18 protein-coding genes and 1 pseudogene are annotated in these 20120 nt (G+C 52.3%); 7 read left to right on the forward strand and 12 right to left on the reverse strand.

Annotated features, from left to right (window positions below; translation table 11 throughout):
• Window positions 1–315: 315 nt before the first annotated feature.
• Window positions 316–627: a hypothetical protein gene (locus tag MKY12_RS30670; RefSeq protein ID WP_339312077.1), complete on the reverse strand. Its 312-nt coding sequence runs from the start codon at window positions 625–627 to the stop codon at window positions 316–318.
• Between the two features lie 165 nt (window positions 628–792).
• On the opposite strand from MKY12_RS30670, the pseudogene MKY12_RS30675 reads away from it, so the two are divergent.
• Window positions 793–876: pseudogene (locus tag MKY12_RS30675) on the forward strand (helix-turn-helix transcriptional regulator); the annotation flags it as partial.
• 93 nt (window positions 877–969) lie between these two features.
• On the opposite strand, the gene MKY12_RS30680 reads toward MKY12_RS30675, so the two are convergent.
• The 4 genes from MKY12_RS30680 to MKY12_RS30695 form a co-directional block, all read right to left on the reverse strand.
• Window positions 970–1896, reverse strand: coding sequence for a copper amine oxidase N-terminal domain-containing protein (locus MKY12_RS30680; RefSeq protein WP_339312079.1), 927 nt, complete (start codon window positions 1894–1896; stop codon window positions 970–972).
• Between the two features lie 132 nt (window positions 1897–2028).
• Window positions 2029–3759, reverse strand: a complete 1731-nt coding sequence (locus MKY12_RS30685; RefSeq protein ID WP_339312081.1) for an Imm51 family immunity protein — start codon at window positions 3757–3759, stop codon at window positions 2029–2031.
• Between the two features lie 266 nt (window positions 3760–4025).
• A complete protein-coding gene (locus MKY12_RS30690) occupies window positions 4026–4877 on the reverse strand; it encodes an anti-sigma factor (RefSeq protein ID WP_339312082.1) in 852 nt (283 codons plus the stop codon).
• Window positions 4870–5451, reverse strand: a complete 582-nt coding sequence (locus MKY12_RS30695; protein WP_076080781.1) for a sigma-70 family RNA polymerase sigma factor — start codon at window positions 5449–5451, stop codon at window positions 4870–4872. The genes MKY12_RS30690 and MKY12_RS30695 overlap by 8 nt, the downstream gene beginning before the upstream one ends.
• A 202-nt stretch (window positions 5452–5653) precedes the next feature.
• Between MKY12_RS30695 and infC the strand changes: the two genes are divergently transcribed.
• Window positions 5654–6166 (forward strand): translation initiation factor IF-3, encoded by a 513-nt coding sequence (gene infC, locus MKY12_RS30700; RefSeq protein WP_339312084.1) that lies wholly within the window; start codon window positions 5654–5656, stop codon window positions 6164–6166.
• 427 nt (window positions 6167–6593) lie between these two features.
• On the opposite strand, the gene MKY12_RS30705 is transcribed toward infC, so the two are convergent.
• From MKY12_RS30705 to MKY12_RS30720, 4 genes are all read right to left on the reverse strand, one after another.
• Window positions 6594–7193 (reverse strand): GNAT family N-acetyltransferase, encoded by a 600-nt coding sequence (locus MKY12_RS30705; RefSeq protein ID WP_339312086.1) that lies wholly within the window; start codon window positions 7191–7193, stop codon window positions 6594–6596.
• An 81-nt stretch (window positions 7194–7274) separates the two neighbouring features.
• Window positions 7275–8981, reverse strand: coding sequence for an ABC transporter ATP-binding protein (locus MKY12_RS30710; protein ID WP_339312088.1), 1707 nt, complete (start codon window positions 8979–8981; stop codon window positions 7275–7277).
• 326 nt (window positions 8982–9307) lie between these two features.
• Complete coding sequence (locus MKY12_RS30715) at window positions 9308–9775, reverse strand: tetratricopeptide repeat protein (protein ID WP_339312090.1); 468 nt, start codon at window positions 9773–9775, stop codon at window positions 9308–9310.
• Between the two features lie 86 nt (window positions 9776–9861).
• Window positions 9862–11100: an ATP-binding protein gene (locus tag MKY12_RS30720; protein ID WP_339312091.1), complete on the reverse strand. Its 1239-nt coding sequence runs from the start codon at window positions 11098–11100 to the stop codon at window positions 9862–9864.
• Window positions 11101–11324: 224 nt separating this feature from the next.
• Here MKY12_RS30720 and MKY12_RS30725 point away from each other — a divergent pair, with 224 nt between their 5' ends.
• Together MKY12_RS30725 and MKY12_RS30730 are read left to right on the forward strand one after the other, a co-directional pair.
• Window positions 11325–12122, forward strand: coding sequence for an AIM24 family protein (locus tag MKY12_RS30725; RefSeq protein WP_036722844.1), 798 nt, complete (start codon window positions 11325–11327; stop codon window positions 12120–12122).
• A 57-nt stretch (window positions 12123–12179) separates the two neighbouring features.
• Window positions 12180–13676 (forward strand): GNAT family N-acetyltransferase, encoded by a 1497-nt coding sequence (locus tag MKY12_RS30730; RefSeq protein WP_339312092.1) that lies wholly within the window; start codon window positions 12180–12182, stop codon window positions 13674–13676.
• Window positions 13677–13783: 107 nt separating this feature from the next.
• Here MKY12_RS30730 and MKY12_RS30735 read toward each other — a convergent pair whose 3' ends face one another.
• Both MKY12_RS30735 and hprK read right to left on the reverse strand, forming a co-directional pair.
• Complete coding sequence (locus MKY12_RS30735; RefSeq protein ID WP_036722845.1) at window positions 13784–14068, reverse strand: alpha/beta-type small acid-soluble spore protein; 285 nt, start codon at window positions 14066–14068, stop codon at window positions 13784–13786.
• Between the two features lie 72 nt (window positions 14069–14140).
• Window positions 14141–15058 carry an HPr(Ser) kinase/phosphatase gene (gene hprK / locus MKY12_RS30740; protein ID WP_036691698.1) on the reverse strand — a complete coding sequence of 306 codons (918 nt, stop codon included), beginning with the start codon at window positions 15056–15058 and terminating at the stop codon, window positions 14141–14143.
• A gap of 148 nt (window positions 15059–15206) precedes the next feature.
• Between hprK and MKY12_RS30745 the strand changes: the two genes are divergently transcribed.
• The 3 genes from MKY12_RS30745 (at window position 15207) to MKY12_RS30755 (ending at window position 19422) form a co-directional block, all read left to right on the forward strand.
• Window positions 15207–16868: a diguanylate cyclase gene (locus MKY12_RS30745; protein WP_339312093.1), complete on the forward strand. Its 1662-nt coding sequence runs from the start codon at window positions 15207–15209 to the stop codon at window positions 16866–16868.
• 89 nt (window positions 16869–16957) lie between these two features.
• Entirely contained in the window at window positions 16958–17887 is a 930-nt protein-coding gene (locus MKY12_RS30750; protein ID WP_339312094.1) for a phosphotransferase, read from the forward strand.
• Between the two features lie 131 nt (window positions 17888–18018).
• Window positions 18019–19422, forward strand: a complete 1404-nt coding sequence (locus tag MKY12_RS30755; RefSeq protein ID WP_339312096.1) for an S-layer homology domain-containing protein — start codon at window positions 18019–18021, stop codon at window positions 19420–19422.
• A gap of 61 nt (window positions 19423–19483) precedes the next feature.
• Here MKY12_RS30755 and MKY12_RS30760 read toward each other — a convergent pair whose 3' ends face one another.
• Window positions 19484–19990, reverse strand: a complete 507-nt coding sequence (locus MKY12_RS30760) for a GNAT family N-acetyltransferase (RefSeq protein ID WP_339312098.1) — start codon at window positions 19988–19990, stop codon at window positions 19484–19486.
• Between the last annotated feature and the right edge of the window lie 130 nt (window positions 19991–20120).

Consider the following 20120-nt stretch of genomic DNA (forward strand, 5'->3'; position numbering starts at 1 on the left):
TTGCTTTGCAATATACTCGGCATTAAAGGAACGTAAGTTCTTTGTATGGGAATGGAGATGCGGTAACCTCCCCAAACAACTTCAGCAACACGCTACGCCGAATTGTAGCTCTGCACGTTCACGCCTCAGGAAGGCTCTTGAACAACCTCGCCAGACAATCTGCCAGCACCCCATCATACCTTCTGCTCTCTTCTGCCGTCACTCTCTCACGCAGCGCTTCAAATAACGCCAAGTGATAACAATAGCAGTAATAATGCGAGATGTTATCTCTATCCTCGTACGCTCCAAACCCCTCACTCTGTTCTGCATAGCGGTCTAGTAGATCTTTGACATCAAGCCCATATTGGGCAGCAGCTCTTCAGGATTATTCTCCAAGAAACAGAAATATTCCTCCAGAAGTCCAGTCTGCCCTGAGAGAATCTCAACCATATACAGGTTAGCACGTGCCAATCCTCTGAACTCGGCAATTGCCTCCCCTTCTACCCCTAAATCCTCCATCCAGCCCAGCTCAGCATAGCGGTATACCCTCTCTCTAGCGTCGTCATACTTTTGCTGCTTTTGATAAGCGCTGCCCCGCATCAGATGACTGAACCCAAAATAATAGACAAGCGGACGTTGCATGTCCAAAAGCGGTACCGAAAGCCCTTGATGAATATGCGGTTATTGTCAGCGGGTTGAGCGTAAAGCAAATCAGCACTTTGCAGAGGATTGTTAGCGAGGTTAAAGGAGCTTTTGAGACATAAGTATTCCTGAGGTGATACCATGAATTTACCATAATGTGTAGGAAATCGGATACATGAACTCAGAAAGGCCAAAGGATGGACACAAGAGCAACTAGCTGAGGCAGCGTCACTGCACTACAGTTACATATGTGGGACAAGTTGAACGTTGGCTGGGCGGTTACGGACACCCAGCCTTACATTCTCTAGAGTCACGGCAATCCCAGAACGGTCAGCATAGGGTTAAACATTATTGTTCCTCTGGAATGTCCACAATAATATAATTTTCCTTTAGCTTAGGCTGAGGAACCTCGGCTTCTTTATAAATAACCTCATTCCAATTCTCCTTATTAATCAAACTATACCCAGTGGAAGTGATATGAGGCATCCAGCGAAAGCTTGCGAATGTCGTAGCTGTAAAATCCGGTAAGGAACCATCCTGCTGCGTAAAAGAGCGGTTGATGAAATAAAGGTTTTCTTGCTTACCAGCCTTGTCGCCAGTGAGAGCTTGCCACTTAAGGTAAGCTGTGTTCTTCGTCAACTGATAGTAACGGATTACATTATTATTAACCTCGATGAACCGGTCCTTTGTAGTCGCCGGAAAATAATATTGGAGACTGGCGGTTTCCAGCGAGGGCTCAAAGTCCTCCTTGAGCTGTGAAACTCTGGGAAGATTAATCGCAGCATTTCTTGCAGTGCTTAACTCGCTGCTCTTCACATCAGCCAACAATTTCGCGCTTGGTTTTGACACAAATGCCGTTTGGGTGTCTGGATTCCAAATTACTGAACCGTCCAACGCTTCGGCAACAAAACGTAAAGGGATCATGGTTTTGCCATTATGAATAAATGGAGCAGCGCTTAAGGAAACGGAGGCTCCATTTTTCAGTGCTGTTGTATTATTTATGGTCAACTGCAGACTCGTGCCGCTCCCCTTCACGGTTACTTGCTTCGTCGCATTATTCCAGGCAAATGTTAAACCGCCTAAGCTTTGGAGTGAAGTCAGACTAAAAAACACCTGATTCTTCTTGTTAAGAATGTCTTTGGCCTCTAAATCGTTATTATTCACAACTACTTGTGTTCCTTGGGGACTCTTGCCTGCTGCAGACGCCGTATGTGCTACCGGTGCCACAAGCGCAGCACATAGAACAATAGATGAACATAGGATCAACTTCCTCATCATACAACCTCCTGAATTTTACATTCTATATATGAGAGACGCAAAAAAATCCAAAAAGTTCCTCGAAAGTACCCTTATAACAATACAGGACCGCCCTATAATACAGGCAGTCCCGTTAATGTCTTATCCGGTCTAGTCCAGCTCAGCCCGCGAGAATAAATCGCGGATGAGCATATCGTCCTCGCAAGCCTGCTTGAAGGCAGTCGCGAAGGCGACAAGCGCATCACCGTCAGATGAATAGGCGCAGAACATACCGGCCTCCGGGTCGAACTGGACAACACCCGCCAGCGCAGGCATCTTTTCCTCCAGGAATACCGCTGCCAGAGATGCCCAATCATATCCATTGCCCTCGAAGCCCTCCTCCTCCCGTGCAGCGAATACCTCTGTCTTATAATTGCCAACGCTCAGAATGACCGACTTGCCGCCATTATCCTGCTCCACGATTATAAAAGGCTTCAGATCTACAGCTCCCCCTACTTCTGCTTCCTTCAGCTTCTCAAGCAATTGTTCCTTCGCCTCATCCGTGAACCGGAGCGTCCCTTCAGTCTCTACAATCCTTCCCTGCCGGATCCGCTCATCCAGCCAATCCGAGATGAAGCCCGGGGCATATCCGCCTGTGCTGAATTCACCGCCGAACGCGATCATTTTGGAATAAATCTCAAGATACTGGTCACGGCCCGTATTCGGGTAAGCGCTGGTATAGAGCCAGAACTGGAGATCATACATCAGGGTGGATTCTTCGTCCACATGAAGTGAGAAATGGCCCTTCTTCTCTACAATGCGGGTGCATATCTTGCGGATAGCGCCCTCTATATCGTCCACTTCCGTAACCTTGTCGCACAGCTCCTGAAGCAGCGGAGAGAATGGAGCGGACGCTACCTTCTCTAGATCCTCCTGCTTATCCTCCTCCGAAGTATCGTAGACCTCCTCATTCACCAGCCCGCGAATGAAAGTCTCAAAATCCGGGGCCAGGAACGTAATCTCATAGTTGCTCTCCTGGTCCACATGAATCACCTCAGGTTCCCCTTCCGGGCCGCAGTGACGGTAATCCAGCATGATCACATCATGTCCAGCGGAAGGACAGTCGCCGAAGACCACGCCGATATCGGGGTAACCCCACTCCTCAATCATGAAGCGGCTGCCCAGCTCCCCGCAGAGGGAATAGAGTTTGTCGCGTCCGATCCCGGCAATTCCCGAAATTGCGACATGATTTTCTGACCAGGAAGTGGGTTCATTCACCGGAAAACACGTATTGCGGGGAATCCCGCCGTTATGCTGCTTCATCATGGCGATGTAAGAGGCCGGCAGCTTATAACCCACTTCCTGCTCCACAGAGGCAATCAGCTCGTCACTGGGCAGCGGGGACACATACTCCTTCAAGGCATAGTCACTGTCCTCCCAGAAATCCGCGCAATAGTCGAGGAATGCACCAAGGTCTCTACCGCCCCCCTCTCTATTCACCTTCAAGGCCTCCAGCGCTTCAGTGCGTCTTGCCTGCTCTCTTGTCTCACGCTGGGCGCCTTCCCGGCTCCACTCCAGCATTCTTGCCGTATCCCCGTCTCCCGGCTCCAGCTCCTCCGCACGTTCAAAGGCATGAATAGCCTGCTCATACTGCTTCAGGTGATAGTAAGAATACCCTATGCGGAATTGCCACAGCGGATCCTCCCCGCCTTCCTTGGAGATACTGAGTAGCTGCTCCAGCGCCCGCCCATATTCACCCAGGTTATTGTAGGCTCTGCCTAATTGGCCGATACACTCATAATCTCTTGCATCCGGCGGAATCTCCAGAATACGGTCCACAATCTGCTGATATTCATCTTCTTCATGCCAACGCTTCACCTGTTCCAGCAACGCCTCATCCATGCCTTTAGCCTCCCTAATTGGACACTGCAAAACAAGCCTGTCCCCTATTCCGAAGGACTGCTTCTTGTCAGTATATACGCTATTACCCATTCACCGGAAAATCACAAGATTAAACAGGTCTCCGGCTACGAGGCTGACCCCCAGCTCAAAAAAGAGGCTGCCCAGCATTGCGCAAAGCATAGAAATTCTTAACTTCGAACAAACAGCCGGGAATCATCCTCCCGGCTGTTCAGCTTCAAGTCTATTCAATTCCGGTCGCCTGCCTGCTAACCCTGCTTAATCGGCGCTGCGAGAATCATTTTCCCGCGCGGGGTAACGCCCGCACCATCCGGCTCCAGTGTAACGGCTATGGTATCATAGGCATTCGGGTCGAAGGAATAATACAGTGCCCCGTTCCCGCCCTGTGAGATGAAGGTGCCCGCATTCACTGGCTTGTCCCCTTTGATCAGCCATACCTGATAGACCTCGGTACCGGTAAGCTCCGGCAGATCCTCTGCCTGAAGCACAAGGTGGGTGCCGGTAGGGTCTGCGACAATCGTTGCTGTCCCCTTGGCAGTAATCCCTTCTCCCGCCGGACTAAGTGCTACAGCCTCATTCACCTTAAGCCCCTGGAGCGGTCCGGTGCCGGAGGCCAGCTGCTGCTTCAGCTCAGACACATCGCCGCGCAGCTGGCCGGTGTAGACGACCAGGAGCAGCACAGCCACAGCCAGTCCAAGGCTCAGGTACCCCCAGAAGCGGGTTCTCTTGGGCTCAGGGATGCTTAACTGGGGCATGCCCTGCTCCTGCTCTGCTGGAGGAGTCCTCGCTGGCTCATGCTCCGCAGCCCGCTCTGCATCAGGCTGGATATTCAAGCGGGTCTCCGGCCGGGCTGCCGGTGCACCCGCATTCCCGGACTCGAGCACCCGTGACAGGATGCGCTCCTTCATCCCGGAGGGCGGGTCTACCGGCTCAGAGGCAAGCGGAAGATGGTCCAGTACCTGACGGTATTCCTCCACCAGCTCCCTGCATTCCGCGCATTCTGCCACATGGGCAGCGAATTGCTGCATTTCTTCTGCAGTCAGCGCGCCCAGCGTATATAATTCGGCCAATTCACAGAGTTCCTCATTGTGTTCACTCATGCGCATGATCCCTCCTTCCCCAGTGCCGTAACGATTTGTGAAGCTGCTTCATCGCCAGCCGGACTCTTCCCTTGACCGTGCCCAGCGGGATAGCCGCAAGCTGCGCTACCTCCTGCTGGGTGTAGCCCTGGTAATAGATCATATCCATTACCTGCTGCTGGTCGCGGCTTAATCCCAGCAGCGCCTCTCTGATCTCTTCCCCCGCCATCTGCAGCTCAACGAGATCCTCAGTAAGCGCGCTATGGTCCTGAACCTGCTCCAGATTCCCGGATTCGCCGGATTGACGCGGCAGCCTGGCGTCCCGCTTGCGGAGATAATCGATCGCCAGATTGCGGGTCACTGCGAACATCCAGGTGAGCAGCTTGCCCTTGCCGAAGTCAATCTGCCCTGCATTCTTCCACAGGCGCAGGAACAGCTCCTGCATAACCTCCTCGGCAGCCATCGAATCCTTCACGATCTGGTAAGCAAAGCTATAGATGACCCGTTCATACCGGTCATAGAGCAGTTCGAGGGCATTCGAGTCTTTCTGTGCAATAAGCAGAATTAACTGCTTATCGTCAGCTGTGTCATTCAATTGCCATCCCCCATTCAACAGAAAATATAGTAGTGCCAGTGGTTCAATGCTGAAAAACCTGCGTCCACTGAGTATAACCGCTTTGCACAACTGTCTCAACCTGCCGGCCTGGCTGCTGCAAGCATCCGGCAGCCGTTATTGAAGCCCCGCCCGCTTCCATATATGATAGCTATATCATATCCGCAAAGGGAGGATCATTTCCGTGGCCGTACTGATTAATGAACAGATTAAGGCAGCCGAGGTAGAGTTGACCGGGCTGAAGGGCGAGAAGCTCGGCACCGTATCCAGAAGCGAGGCGCTATCCAAGGCCAGAGCCGCAGGGGCCGACCTGGTCTGCACCTCGCTGATGAGCAGCCCGCCGCCCTGCAGCCTGGTTGCCAAGGGCAAAGGCAAAGCGGCTGCGCAAGCTGTCCGCAAGGGCGATACCAGCCGTCCGCAAGGCGGCGGCAGTAATGAGAAGGTGAAAGAGCTGCGCTTCACCGCCCATATTGAAGAGCATGACTACGACACGAAGCTGCGTCAGGCGGACAAGCATCTGCGCTCCGGCAAGCCGGTGCAGCTCGTCGTGAAGTCCTCCGGCGCCAAGGAATCCGCCGCTGCGAAGGCAGTGCTGGAGCGGCTCGTGGCCGATCTGAAGGAAGCCGGAACCAAGGCCTCCGGCCTGCAGACCAGCGGCAAGGGCGCACAGGTTAGAGTTAATCCACGGGCGAATTAGCTGCATCCATTAGAAGCATAGTAGAGCACCAGAGTAACATTTGTGATAGCTACTTTAACCAACCGCTTGCTAAGCGTATGCCATGCCCTGATTAGGTGCAAGCGGTATGCTTTAATTGTACTTCGTACAGCTAAATCATCAGATGTACCGCCGAATGTGCAGTTAGCTGTATTTACTACAACTAAATCGCCCAATTTACCCGAATCTCCCCCATTCGAGCAGATTTAGTTGTACAAGCTACAGTTAGAAGAGGAAAACCATCCTTATCAGGGTTTTAAATGCACGGAATACAACTATCTCTGAATGTTCAATTCGAACGTGCCAGATTCCGCCGATTAATCAAAACTACTGCATTCTATACAGCTGCATCCATCACGCATAAACGGGTGCCATCCCCCTCAGGGACGGCACCCGTTATTTGTTCCAGCTAAATTTGTTCCAGTTCCTCCAAGTCACCTTTAAACCGCTCCACAAACCACTCCTTCCTCAGCACATGCAGCAGCTCCCCATTGCAATCCTCATAATCGCCGGTCAATCCGGCCAGCTCCTGCTCCACCCGGAAGCCCAGCTTCCGGAGCACCCCGAGCGACGCGGTGTTGCGCGGATCTGCCTTGGCATATAATTGCTCCAGTCCGATCACACCGAAGGCAAAGTCCGCCATCGCCGCAGCAGCTTCGGTAGCATAACCCCGGCCCCAGTGTTCGCGCCCGATCAGATAATACAGCTCCGCATCCGGCGCCATGAACTCCAGCACGCCGGTCCCGCACCAGCCGATCAGCCGGCCGGTAGCCTTATCGCAGACGGCGAACGAATATTTGAACGGCAGCTCGAACGGCGTATGATAGCTGAACATCAGCCAGCGGAACATCCCCTCATACTCATGCATGGACATGACCTCCATATGCATGAAGGCCAGCACCTCCGGGTTCTGCATCAGCCCGAACGAAGCCATAAGATCACTTTCCATATAGGGACGGATGATTAACCGCTCCGTTTCGAGCCTCATCCTGGACAGTACCGGATTCATAATACGCATACCCTCACCTTCAAGTTCTATCTGCCCCCAGCATAGTTCAGGCACAGGATCGTCCACAAGGTAAAAGATAGTTTAATCCGTTTGCCCCCTGCCATTATTCCACAGTGTACGGAAGGACGGGCAGTCCCGGATCAGGGAATCGAAATTCCCTTCCCCCGCCAGTCTGCCTTGCTCCATGACCAGAATCTGGTCCACGCCGCTGATGAAATTCAGCCGATGCGCGATAATAATGACCGTCTTATGCCTGAACTCCGCGAACACCGTCTCCATCAGACTGCGCTCCGTAATATTATCCAGGGCCGATACCGGCTCATCGAGGATGATCAGATTCCGCTTTTGCAGGATCGCCCGGGCAAAAGCCAGACGCTGCCGCTCCCCGCCCGACAGCTTCAGCCCGCGCTCCCCAACCCGCGTCTCCAGCTTCTCCGGCAGCTCCAGTACCTTCTCCTTCAGATGAACCTTGTCCAGCACTGCATACAGCTCCTCATCCGGGACCTGCTGCTCAAACACCATGTTGCCCCGGATAGTGGTGTCGAAGATCGGACTGTCCTGCGACAGATATGAGATGTGATCATAGTAGCTGTCCAGACTCAGCTCATCAATATCCGTGCCGTCTACCAGCAGCTGTCCGCCGCTTTTTTTGAGCAGGCCTGTAATCAGCTTAATGACTGTTGACTTACCGCTGCCGCTTAAGCCCACCAGGGCAACCGAGGTTCCGGGCGCGACTGAGAAGGACAGCCGGTCCAGCACCTGCACCTCTCCATAGCTGAACGATACCTCCTTGAATTCGATGCTGCCCTGTAGCTGCGCAAGCGCCTTGCCCTGCTCCAGATTCCGGTCCTCGGGGGCATTCAGGAATGCCTCGAACCGCTGATAGGTCACCCTGTTCAGCTTATAGCCGACGAATAATACGTTGAAGATGGCGATTGGCGTATAGATTTTCTCAATGAACATGAACAGCGCGACCATGACCCCGACAGAAGCCTGCCCGGAGACCACATTCTTCACGCCGTACAACAGCACAATCACCTTAATGACCGTAATGAACAATTCGAATAAGGCGAAGAAGGATTCATGAATCATCTGCAGCTTCGCGCTCTGCCTGATAATCTGCTGTGCCGCCTTGTTCAGTCTGCCGATCTCCTGCGCGTACTTCTTGTTGGTGCGGAAGACGACCAGCTCCATGAAGCCGCGGACCCCGTACCGGGACATGGCCTCCTGCTGCATAAGCACCGATTCCTTGATCCGGTAGAGAACTTTGAGCAGAACATTCGTTAACAGGAAGATGACCACGTACCCGCCCGCAATCACCAGCATGATTCTGAGGTCATAGTAGCTGATGAAGAGCAGGCTGAAGAGAATGGTGGGCAGCAGCTCATGCAGCGTCTTCAGGATAAAAGAGAACAGAATGCTGTTCCCGGCCGCCGCGCCGTTCTCAATCACCTTGATCATCTGGCCTGTGCCCATGTTCTGATAGGCGGAATAATCCATTCTGGAAATTTTGGACAAGGCCATAATCTTCAGTCTTTCTGTGATGCTGTTCGATAGATAGGCGCTGGGATATTCATCCGCATAATTCAGCAGGACATTCAGGCCGAGCAGCATCCCGTAGAAGACAACCCCGTAGAGGATTTCACGGAAGCCCGTTCCCGCCACCGCCTGATCCAGAATCCGCTGAAAGACAACAATGCCCAAGCTGCTTAAGAGCTGAATGGCGAAGCCTAGACCTATATACAGAGCGGCCCACCCTCTGAGGTGGACAAGACATTTTTTTAACATGATCACAATCTCCAATCTTATTCATAAGAGTATGGCAAAAAAGCCGGGAACTCTCCTCGCCACTCCGCGCCAAAGACTCCTGCCCCGGCAGTATAGTCTTCAAGCGGAATAACTCAGTGTCCCGGCTCATAAAGAATGACCTTCCAGGCACCGTACAAGAATCCAGTTAGCTGTGACCAAGAGGACAGACCTCCCCCTTGGTGGCTGGTACGCGTTCTACCCAGCCCGATAACTAGTTCCTTGCGACGGTACGGAATGGCATCCATTTCACCTCTTTGATAAGATTGACTTTCATTGTATGCTTCGGCCAGACCGGCCGTCAAGCCCTAGTGCTTCGTTTCTTTTGCCGCATCCGAATCCGCATCGGGACTGGCATCTGAAGCGTAATCCGCTTCGGCAGCTTCTTCTGCATCCTCGCTCTCCTCGTCCGCAGCGGCCAGCGCCGCCTTCTCACTGCGGCTCCATTCCAGGAATTCGAGGGTATCCTGATCCTCAGGGTCCAGCTTGTTCGCCTTCTTGAATGCTTTGATCGCCTGATCGTACTCGTCCAGATAATAGTGGGCGTAGCCGACACGGAAATGCCACAGCGGGTCTTTTTTACCCTGATCTGCCGCTTTGTTGAACCATTTAAGCGCTTCCCGGTAGCGGCCCAGATTGTTGAGCGCCCGGCCCAGATGTACCGCCAGCTCTTCATCGATCAGCGGTGTCGGCACCTCTTTGATGCGGGATACGATTTCTTCATATTCGTCCGCCTCATGCCAAGCGTTCAATTGCGCGATTAATTCTTCTCTCATTACCCATAGCCTCCCGGTTAATAGTTCCAAGTTCTCTTAGAGATACTTTATCATTTTCACACCAAGTTTCCCACTGTTGCCGTGCGCTAGGCCGGGATAATGATCCGGAAGACGGTTCCCTTGCCCTTCTCGCTGGTAACCTCAATACGGCCCTTGAGCTTGTTAATCGTGTTATAGGCCATGACCATTCCGAGCCCTGTCCCGTCTGCCTTGGTGGAGTAATACGGCTTGCCCAGGCGCGAGATCTCATCCTTGGTCATTCCGACACCGGTGTCGCGGATGGTAATGATAATACTCTGTCCGCTCGCGAAGACAGCAATAGACAGGACCGCATCCTCCACCCCATCCATCGCTTCAATCGCATTCTTGTACAGATTAATCAGGCATTGCTGCATCTCATTACTGTCATAATGGGTGCTAAGCGGGTTGTTGAAGCTGAATTCAACCGCAACCTTGTGGATCGTGGCATACGGCAGGATCACATTCTTGGTGTACTCACATTCAGCCTTCAGGTTGGAGTAGACCCGGCTCTCCGACTGCGGCTTGGCAAAAGACAGATAATCGCTGATAATCTTCTCCGCCCGGTTCAGCTCCAGCAGTGACAGCTCAACATACCCCTTCTCCTCCGGGGAGAGGTTCTTGGAGAGATTCAGCAGCTGCAGGAAGCCGCTGGTCACGGTTAACGGATTGCGCATCTCATGGGAGACACTGGCCGCCAGCTCACTGACCACATTCAGCCGCTCCGACTGCATAATCCGCTCACGGTTCCTGAGATTCGCCAGGATCTGCTCCAGCAGGATCATTAGGATCGCCATGACCACCGCATGCGTAGTTAAGGCATAGAAGGCAAGCGTCCAGAACTGGGTATCCAGCTTATTCATGATCTGGCCCAGAATGATCAGATAACAGCCCATCGTCAGGACCACGATAGAGGTAGCCCACAAGATCCGTCCCTTGGGCTTAGAACGGAGAAATCTGGCGCTTAGGGAAGGAACCAGAATGAGGACTGCTGTCGAAAAAAGTAAAGATTGGACGGTTCCCTCACCGCCTATGTAGAAACGGTACACATTCAGAATCACATATAAGGGCAGGGTATGTTTGTACCCTCCATACAAGGCCGCAATCACAAACGGAACATACCGCAAGTCAAAGATGAACCCGGTCTCCAGCCGGATCGGCTTGGCGATACACAGGATCATGGTGGCGGCGATGAGCAGTACAAGAATCTTATGATTGTAGGCGTGGGGCCTGTTCTCGAAGAAAATCAGAAATATCAGCACCGGAAACAGCATAAACAAAAAATTGAGCAGCAGCGTCTCAAACAAGGCTAACTTCCTTTCGGTTCTAATGCTGGTGTCAAGAGATACGTTTGTATTCTGAGCACTATACTTAGAACATTACGCTAACCTGATATTAGAAGTAAAGGAATTATTGTATGCGTTTTTTCTCCCGGAATTCAAGGAACCCCGCGAGAAGTGTCGAATACGTATGCTTTGAAGGCATGATGCACAGCATTGCATAACTACAGCAACCGAAGGAGCGGGTATCGATGGCTTTTACCATTAATAATCTGAAGGACAATTCCAACGTAATCATTAAAGAGCAGCTAGGCGGCTTCAGCATCATCGAATACAAAGAGGATCTCAGCACCACTACCCGGTATGAAGCAGAGACCAACTTCTTCATGAGTAAGAGCAATATGCGCAACAAGCAGCTGATGATTGAGCTGAATAACAATGAGGTGATGCTGAGCGCCGGAGCCATGCAGTATATGATCGGCAATATCGAGATGACCTCCGGCATTAAAGGCGTAGGAGGACTGATGCGTAATATGCTGTCGGGGGCGGCAACCGGAACCAGTGCCGTCAAACCGCTCTACAAGGGAACCGGAACCATCCTGCTGGAGACCACCTACAAATACCTCTGGCTGATTGATGTGGACAACGACCATATCGTAATCGATGACGGCATGTTCCTGGCTTGTGAGACTACGCTCGACATCTCCGTTGCGGCACGCAAAAACATCTCCTCTGCCGTCCTCGGCGGTGAAGGGCTGTTCAACCTGAGCGCGCGCGGCAAAGGGATTCTTGCCCTCGAAGCTCCCATTCCTTCCGAGGAAGCTGTCGTGGTCGAGCTGCAGAATGATGTGCTGAAGGTGGACGGGAACTTCGCTCTCATGTGGTCCAACTCTCTGGACTTCACGGTCGAGAAGTCAGGCAAGACCCGTCTGGGCTCCGCCGCCTCAGGCGAAGGCCTGGTCAACGTGTACCGGGGAACCGGCATGGTCTGGCTGGCCCCGCTCATGAATTACAGAAACAGCCTGCTTCAGGGCACGCCTACTTCATAATAATGCTGGGGTACCGTCCCACCCGCATGAACCCAATCGAAAGGAGGCCCTGTCTTTATGTCCATTCAAGCTGTGCTGTTTGATTTCGATGGAACTCTGGCAGACACCCTGCCGTTATCCTTTCGTGCCTTCCAGGCTGTATTTAAGCAATACGACCAGAGAGAAGTCACCCGCGATGAGCTTGTCGCGATGTTCGGTCCTACCGAGGAAGGCATCATCGGCGGAAATTTCACAGATCCGGCTTCGGTTCCACAAGCAATAGAGGATTATTATTCAATATATAAGCAGGGGCATTTCGAAGAATTCCAGAATAATGAGCACATCCTTGGATTACTTCAAGCCTTGAAGGCTCAGGGAATGAAGCTTGGAGTCATTACCGGTAAAAGCAGGCGGGCCTATCAGATATCGGCCGGAGCGCTGGATCTGGAGCGTTTCTTCGATCTCTCGATTACCGGCGATGATGTGGCGAAGCCAAAACCTGATCCCGAAGGTATACATTCGGCATTGCGAACACTGGGCATTGAACCCTCCCAGGCCATATTCGTAGGGGACAGCAATGCGGATATTCTCGCAGGCAAGGCTGCCGGAATGCAGACCTACGCTGTCCGCTGGCTACCCACCTTCCAGAGTCAGGCCTATGATCTTGCGCCGGACGGCATTCTGGAGAATGTTGCGGAGTTCCAGCGGCTTCTCCAATTGAATAGCATTATACCAATGACCTACCATTCCAAGCAGCAGGCAGCGGACATTAAAGCGTTGGAGCAGCAGTGCAGCCAGGCCGATTCTATCCAATTAAGCTCAGACCTGGAGCATCTCGTCAAGGAAGACGGCGACCATGCCCTGCTCTGCTACCGCGAGGATCAGCTCATTGGCCTGCTTAGCTGGTTCTCTGCGGACAGTGATTATGCGCAGATCAATGCCATGGTCCATCCGGATTACCGCCGGCAAGGTGTGTTCCGCAGCCTTGTGAAACGTGCCAGAGCAGACATTGAGCCTCTTGGCGTACAGCGGCTCAGCTACAAAATTCCCGCCAGCTCGCAGACAGGACTATTGGCGGCGCAGGCCCTGGGCGGGGATTTTGACCGGTCAGAATACGCCATGTCCTACGCCGGTATGAATTCCGCCAGCCCGCTTCCTTCAGAGCTAATCCTGCTTCCCGCTGTGCCTGAGGATTTCGAATTCATGGTCTCCTGCTCCTCCCAGGCCTTCGGAGAACCGGAAGACGATACGCGCAAGTATTTCACACAGACGGATGAGCCTGAGCGGATAACGTATATCGCTTGGACAGGGAGTGAACGAATCGGCCTGATCCGGGTCAACTATATCAATGAGGATACGGCTTTTATTCATAATTTCTGTATTCTGCCTTCCCATCAGGGGAAGGGGGCTGGCGAAAAGGTACTAAGACAGACCGTCGGTATCCTGTCGCAGAAGCCCTACCCGGTTATTCGCCTAAGTGTTGTCACCGGGAATGTCCGGGCGCTGGATCTCTATCTCCGTGCCGGATTCAAGATTAATTCAGAGTATAAATATTACAGCGGCAGCCTACCTTGAACCGTAATTGCAGCTTTAACTACAGTCAGCACATGCCAAAAAAGATCCTCTTTCTGATTAAGAAAGGGGATCTCTTGGTATGCGGCATAAAAATCTTAGAGCGCATGCTAAGACTTCTGCTTACCCGCCAGCTGCTCCTGTGCCAGACGCACCATCTCACGAACCATCGAGCCTCCGATGCGGCCGCCAATCTGTCCCGCCGACTCAGTCGTCAGCTTGCCGTTATTTCCGGCCTGCAGCGGAATGCCCAGTTCCTTCGCCACCTCGTATTTCACATCGTCCGGGTGATTCGGATCTACGTGATATCCTTCCTGCCTCATAACCTCCGCTTTGAACGTCTGCATTCCCTGGGCGGAACCTGGTACAGCATATTTTCTGCTTCTTCTCGCCATTTAAGGACACACTCCCTTGCTGTCTTTCCCCTAAGTTGCCCAGGAGTGTGGACCTTCATTCTCTGTCGTCCTTTAAGACTGCATCCCGTCCTCAATCCGCTGCATGAATTCTTCCACCGCGCTGTAACCCAGCTGCTTGAGATACCAGTTGTTCGCAGCCGCTTCAATCAGACCGGCTACATCGCGGCCCGGCTGAAGCTGGACCTCAATATGCGGGATTTGCACCCCGAGATATTCGGTGAACTGGGGCACCAGCTCCAGCTCATTGTTGAGCGAATTCTCCTGCCAGGGGGCAAGCTCAATATCCAGTACGATGCGCGTCTCATCCTGGAACGCCCGCCGCCCGTACTGCCGCACGACGTTGATCAGGCCGATGCTGCGCAGCGCCAGGAATTCACGCGTGGTCTCATTATGGGTCCCGAGGAGCGTCGCCGGACCCAGCTTCTTCAGCACCACAATATCATCCGCCACGAAGCGGTGGCCCCTGCGGATCAGCGTATGCGCCGTCTCGCTTTTACCAATTCCCGACTTGCCGCGCAGCAGAATACCGATCCCCGACACGTTAACACATACCCCATGGATCGACAGCTCCGGCGCGAGCGTCTTAACCAGGAAGCTGTCCAGTTTGGCGATGAACTCGGTGGTCACCTCCGGCGTCCGCAGCAGCGGAATGCCCTCCTGGTCGCAGAACAGTGTCAGATAAGGAATCTCCTGCTGGCCGCTGGTCACGATGAAGCACGGCGGATGGTATTTGACGATGTTGCCGATATGCAGCATCCGCTCCTCTACACTCAGCGTTAACAGGTAGTTGATCTCTTTACGCCCAAGGACCTGCACCCGCTCCATCGGAAAAAAATCAAAATAACCGACAAACTCCAGACCCGGTCTGTGCGTCCTTGGACGGGTGATGATCCGGTCCATCCGGCCCGCTCCGGCGAGCACCTCCAGATGGAATTTCTCTACAAGACTCTGCACGCTGATCGACTTCATGCGTTCCCCTCCCAATCCAATATTTTCCGATAGATTTATCTAAAAATCTTGTAATCTGCACACGCTAATTATATATTAAAAACAATATATAAGACCTAAGACCCACAAAAATCAATAAATACTATTAAAATCAAGAAGGTGTAACATATTGGCCTTAGCCTCTTGGATTGACCTGATTATGTGCTTCCTTCTGTTCCTGCTGCTCATCTATATCGTTGCTACGGTCACCATTACCAAGCTGCACAAGGTCTATTTAGGGTTCCATTTCTCCATGCTGATCTGGCCCTACTGCCAGTTTGCCATAAGAACCGTGGATGATCCTCTCTATCAGCTCTTTTATGTGAAGCTTGCCTTCGTGGATGCTTCTCTGCTGGGCCTGGGCTGGATCTTCTTCACGATTCTGCTCGCGGGACAATCCCAGTTCCTTAACAGAAAAATAGTGTCCGCGCTGGTGATCCCTGCAGTACTGACCTCCCTTGGAGTGGTGCTCAATCCTTATGGATGGTTCGTCCGTCCGGTGAACGGAGGGTATGTGGAGCGCATCTACGGACCTATTTTCTGGATCAGCATGACCTTTCTTGTCATTAACGCCCTCGTGTCCATGTATGTCATCTACGTGGCTCTGACCTCTAATCAGGCTGCACGGGTCAAGAATCAGGTTATGTATATGCTCAAAGGCATTACAGCCCTATGCGTCTTCCTTATGATCGATGTGCTTCTCAATGTCATTCTGGATGACTATCTGCCGGTAATTCCGGGCTTCACTTCGCTGGGTATCGTGGTGTCGGCTACGTTCTTTGTGATTACGATCCACCAGGACAAAGTATTCGATATCGTAACTATCGCCCATCAGGATATTATCAATACCATGGAATACGGAATTCTCGTGCTGGATGACCAGGAGCAAGTGGTAGAGATCAATCATGCCCTGCATCCCTATATCCCGCTTGTGACGGGTGCGGCGTTCAACATGAGCAGCTATCTGCCGGATGAACCTGCCATGAAGATCGAGTCCTTCCTTGAGAAATACCATGAGCATCCGCTGGAGACGGCCGAGCTGGAAATTCTGCATCCCCTTATCCAAATGGTTGTCAGTATTCATGCAGCACCCATTATGGTGAGCGGCAGCCGGGTCGGACGGATTGTCACCTTCCAGAATGTTACCGAGATCCGGCGGCTCATCGATGAGACGAACCAGCAGAATGCGATCCTGAAGGAACGCAACGACTCGCTGGTGAAGGTACAGGAGGAGCTGTTCCAGACGAACGGCAAGCTGAGGAAGCTGGCGATCACCGACAGCCTGACCGGCTGCTACAACAGGCATTATCTGATGCAGCAATTGGAGCAGGAGGCGCTGCGGGTCAGCGACACCCGGACACCTTCGACTATTATACTGATCGACATCGATTTTTTCAAAAAAATCAACGACCAGCACGGCCATCTGGCCGGAGATATGGTCCTGTGCAACACAGTGGAGCTGCTGCAGCGCAGCCTGCGGCCCTCCGATATTCTGGCCCGCTACGGCGGAGAGGAATTCATTATCTATTTGCCGGATACGAATGGAGCCGAGGCGCGCCGTCTGGCCAAGCAGCTGAAATCCGAGGTTGAGCACAATGCCATCCACATCGATTATATCGATGAGCCTGTGTCCATCACCATCAGCATGGGACTGCTCAGCATCGCTGAATTCAAGATCCCGCCTGCCATCGAGGCGAACACCTACTTGAACGACCTGTTCAAGTCTGCCGACAAAGCCCTGTACGCCGCCAAGCATCAGGGCCGGAATCAGATTGTTGCGGCGGAGGTATAATTATAATCAATCTTTCTCTATACATCTGTGTTTCTCCCCTAGGATAATGAATAGCAGTTGGAGCCATTCAATAAAGGGGACGCTGCCAGATGAACCATGATCATCTTATCCGTGAGATTAACCAATCCTACTCGTTACGTATTGAGCAGATCAAGCTTCACCGGGAGATGATTGGCTCGGTTTATTTTGCAGAGGGCGGGGGTAAACGTTATGTGCTCAAAATATACCGCAGCTCCAAAACAGCCGATGCCATGCAGTCTCTTCGAATTCTTGACTACTTGCAGGCTCATTCCTTTCCGGCTGTGACGGTCCTGAGAACTGCCAGACAAAAGAATCACATTCTTCTTGCAGCTCAGGAGGGCTGGCTTACCGCTGTGCTCTACGACTATGTAGAGGGTGACAATCCTGATGGATTTGCCGAAGCGGAGCTTATCGGTTACCAGACAGCCGAGCTTCATAAGCTAATGCAGAATTACCCTGGAGAACAACTGATTAAGCGGACAAAAAATGAATATATTGATGATTATCTCTCTATTATGAGCGAACTGGACTGTGATTCGAACTCTATGGCTGCTCTTGAACAATATGGAAATCAATTGTGGGGCCATATGTCAAAGCTTCCACATGGCTTTTGTCACGGCGACCTTCATACAGGCAACATGATTAGTAACCGCCATGGGCAGTATATCTTTATGGATTTTGATGATGCCTCCGGCGACTATCCCGGCATGGACGTGGCATACATGTCTGACGCTACTCATTTCAATCGATATCACGACTCAATGTATGATGCTACCCAGCGTTTATTTGAACGCTTCTATAACGGGTATTCTAAGGTTCGAACCCTGAGTGACATTGAGATCTACGCGATTTTTGACTTCATTGCGGTAAGGCATTATCAAATTCTCTCCCGCATTGTCCGCTGCCAGGGGCTACAGTCTGTAACGAAAGAATTCTGTGACAAGCAGTATGAATGGCTTATGAGATGGCAGGAGATTTGTATGAAAAAACGGCACTAGCCGCATAGGCAGTGCTTTTTTTTGCGTTTATTTATGATTTTGATTATTTTATTTTTGCTGGAACCTTTTTGACTAAGCCGCCGTCTATGATCACAAATAAACCACAAACTACTCTTACGAGGTGACTGGACATGAAGAATACATTCAAGATGATAACCTTATCCGCAGCCGCCGCTCTGGCGCTCAGCTTCACAGGACAACAATTCGCCTCGGCCGCAGCCTTCAAGGATATCCATAACGTGCAGGACAAAGACAAGATTATTGCCCTTCAGAACAGCGGCCTGATTAAAGGCATCAGTGCGGATCTGTTCGGCCCGAACCTCAGCATCACAGCAGCCCAGGGGGTGCAGATGATCGTGAGTGCGCTTGATCTGAATCTGAATGCGATCCGGTTCGTGAAGGAGCCGCATGCCACCGACTATTTTAAGAATGCCCATGACTCCGCCTGGTACGCACAGGCGCTGATTATTGCCGGTGTGCATGGTCTGGACCTGCCTGCCGATCTGAAGCCTGGTGAGAAGCTGACCCGCGAAGAATTCACCTACCAGCTTATTGATGCGATGGAGAACACGAACCGCCTGCCGATGATTAAACCGGTGGTGGTGGAGTACGCCGACCAGGATCAGGTGAAGGTGGAATACTCCGGTGCCCTGCAGCGTGCGCTGAATTACGGTGTCCTGAAGCTGGATGGCAGCGGCAAGCTTAACCCGAAGCAGGAGATCACCCGTGCGGAAGCGGCAGTCGCCATCAGCAACGCGCTCGCTTATTTGAAGGCCCATCCAGCCCCTGCTGCTACGGATGAGGTCCTGACCGCAGAACAAGCTGTGCAGGTTATTAAAGAAGCAGTCGGTCCTGAAGCCGGCCTGCAGATCAAGATTGCTCCGGCGGCCAGCATGTCACGTGAAGCCTTCACGTATCTGTTAATCCATACCTTACAGACCAGCGGGCAACTGCCGATGATTAATGTCATTCCAGAAGACGTGAAGGACGGCGATCAGATCGACATCCTGAACTCGGGAGCTATCCAGACCGCCCTTGCCCTTGGCTTCGTGGAGCTGGATGCCGACGGGAACTTCAATCCAAAGGCGGCAATTACCCGTCCTGCGGCTGCTTCCATCGCCGGAAATGCCGTGAATTATCTGAAGGCCCATCCGGCACCCGGTGCTGTAAGCAAGACAATCTCCGCAAACGAGGCCGTCCAGTTCATCAAGGATGCTGCCGGACCTGAGGCGAATCTTCAGATCAAAATCAATCCGAATATGAGCGTAACCCGCGAATCGTTCACGTATCTGCTCATCAACACGCTCCAGACCAGCGGCCAACTGCCGATGATCAAGCTGATCCCGGTGGAGATCAAGGATAATGACAAGATCAATATCCAGAGCTCGGGAGCCATTCAGACCGCGCTTGCCCTCAAGATCGTGAAGCTGGATCAAGACGGAAGCTTCCGTCCCCAGGACGGCGTCACCAGCGCTGACGCAGCGGCAATGGTCAGCCAGGTGAAAGCTATCCTGAGCGGAAAGTCTGCGAAGTAAGCAACATATGCGATTTATCTTACCCCTTCTGCAAACATGCGGGAGGGGTTTGTGCTGTGTTTTACAGCAGCAGCACCATCAGATCCTCGTCCAGATACTCGCCGTCAAGCTTCATCGCCCTTGGCTCTGTGCCGTAGCAGACGAATCCAAGGGATTCGTAGAGCCTTTTGGCAGACAGATTACTGGAGGTTACGGTCAGCGTAAGCTGCTCCATCCCCGGCGCGCCCTTCGCCCGCGCAATCAGCTCCAGCATCAGCGCGCGGCCCACGCCATGTTTGCGGGCAGCCGGATCTACATATACTGCATAGACATTAGCTTTGTGCTGAATCTTGAGCCTGCTCTCCCGGAACAAGGTTGCCATTCCCGCCAGCCTCTGCTCCCCCTCCAAGAAGGCGCCCAGGGTGAAATGCTCATCGGAGGAATCCAGCCTAATCCGGGTAGTCTCGATAGACAGCTTCGCTTCCGAATCATAAGAGCTAAGGAAAGCTTCCGGGTGCTGCTGCAGCGACTGCAAACGAAGCGCCCGGTAGCTTTCGGCGTCCGAGGGGGCCAGTGTTCTGATGTACATTTCCTTCCTCCCTTACAATATGGATGCAATAAATTGACAAAAGGCAAGTATTTGGTTATATTTAGGTTTGTAAAATTATATTTTGCACAATGAAAATCCATGAGACACTAACGTCACAGATTCACATTAC

Origin of the sequence: Paenibacillus sp. FSL M7-0896 (assembly GCF_037975415.1) — a bacterium.
In the GTDB taxonomy this organism is placed as follows: domain Bacteria; phylum Bacillota; class Bacilli; order Paenibacillales; family Paenibacillaceae; genus Paenibacillus_AQ; species Paenibacillus_AQ silagei.

Bases quoted from the DNA above. Each gene is read 5' to 3' on its own strand.
- MKY12_RS30680 (WP_339312079.1), bottom strand. From the start codon at position 1,896: ATGAGGAAGTTGATCCTATGTTCATCTATTGTTCTATGTGCTGCGCTT.
- MKY12_RS30685 (WP_339312081.1), bottom strand. From the start codon at position 3,759: ATGGATGAGGCGTTGCTGGAACAGGTGAAGCGTTGGCATGAAGAAGAT.
- MKY12_RS30690 (WP_339312082.1), bottom strand. From the start codon at position 4,877: ATGAGTGAACACAATGAGGAACTCTGTGAATTGGCCGAATTATATACG.
- MKY12_RS30705 (WP_339312086.1), bottom strand. From the start codon at position 7,193: ATGAATCCGGTACTGTCCAGGATGAGGCTCGAAACGGAGCGGTTAATC.
- MKY12_RS30710 (WP_339312088.1), bottom strand. From the start codon at position 8,981: ATGTTAAAAAAATGTCTTGTCCACCTCAGAGGGTGGGCCGCTCTGTAT.
- MKY12_RS30715 (WP_339312090.1), bottom strand. From the start codon at position 9,775: ATGAGAGAAGAATTAATCGCGCAATTGAACGCTTGGCATGAGGCGGAC.
- MKY12_RS30725 (WP_036722844.1), top strand. From the start codon at position 11,325: ATGGCTTTTACCATTAATAATCTGAAGGACAATTCCAACGTAATCATT.
- MKY12_RS30730 (WP_339312092.1), top strand. From the start codon at position 12,180: ATGTCCATTCAAGCTGTGCTGTTTGATTTCGATGGAACTCTGGCAGAC.
- MKY12_RS30735 (WP_036722845.1), bottom strand. From the start codon at position 14,068: ATGGCGAGAAGAAGCAGAAAATATGCTGTACCAGGTTCCGCCCAGGGA.
- hprK (WP_036691698.1), bottom strand. From the start codon at position 15,058: ATGAAGTCGATCAGCGTGCAGAGTCTTGTAGAGAAATTCCATCTGGAG.
- MKY12_RS30750 (WP_339312094.1), top strand. From the start codon at position 16,958: ATGAACCATGATCATCTTATCCGTGAGATTAACCAATCCTACTCGTTA.
- MKY12_RS30755 (WP_339312096.1), top strand. From the start codon at position 18,019: ATGAAGAATACATTCAAGATGATAACCTTATCCGCAGCCGCCGCTCTG.
- MKY12_RS30760 (WP_339312098.1), bottom strand. From the start codon at position 19,990: ATGTACATCAGAACACTGGCCCCCTCGGACGCCGAAAGCTACCGGGCG.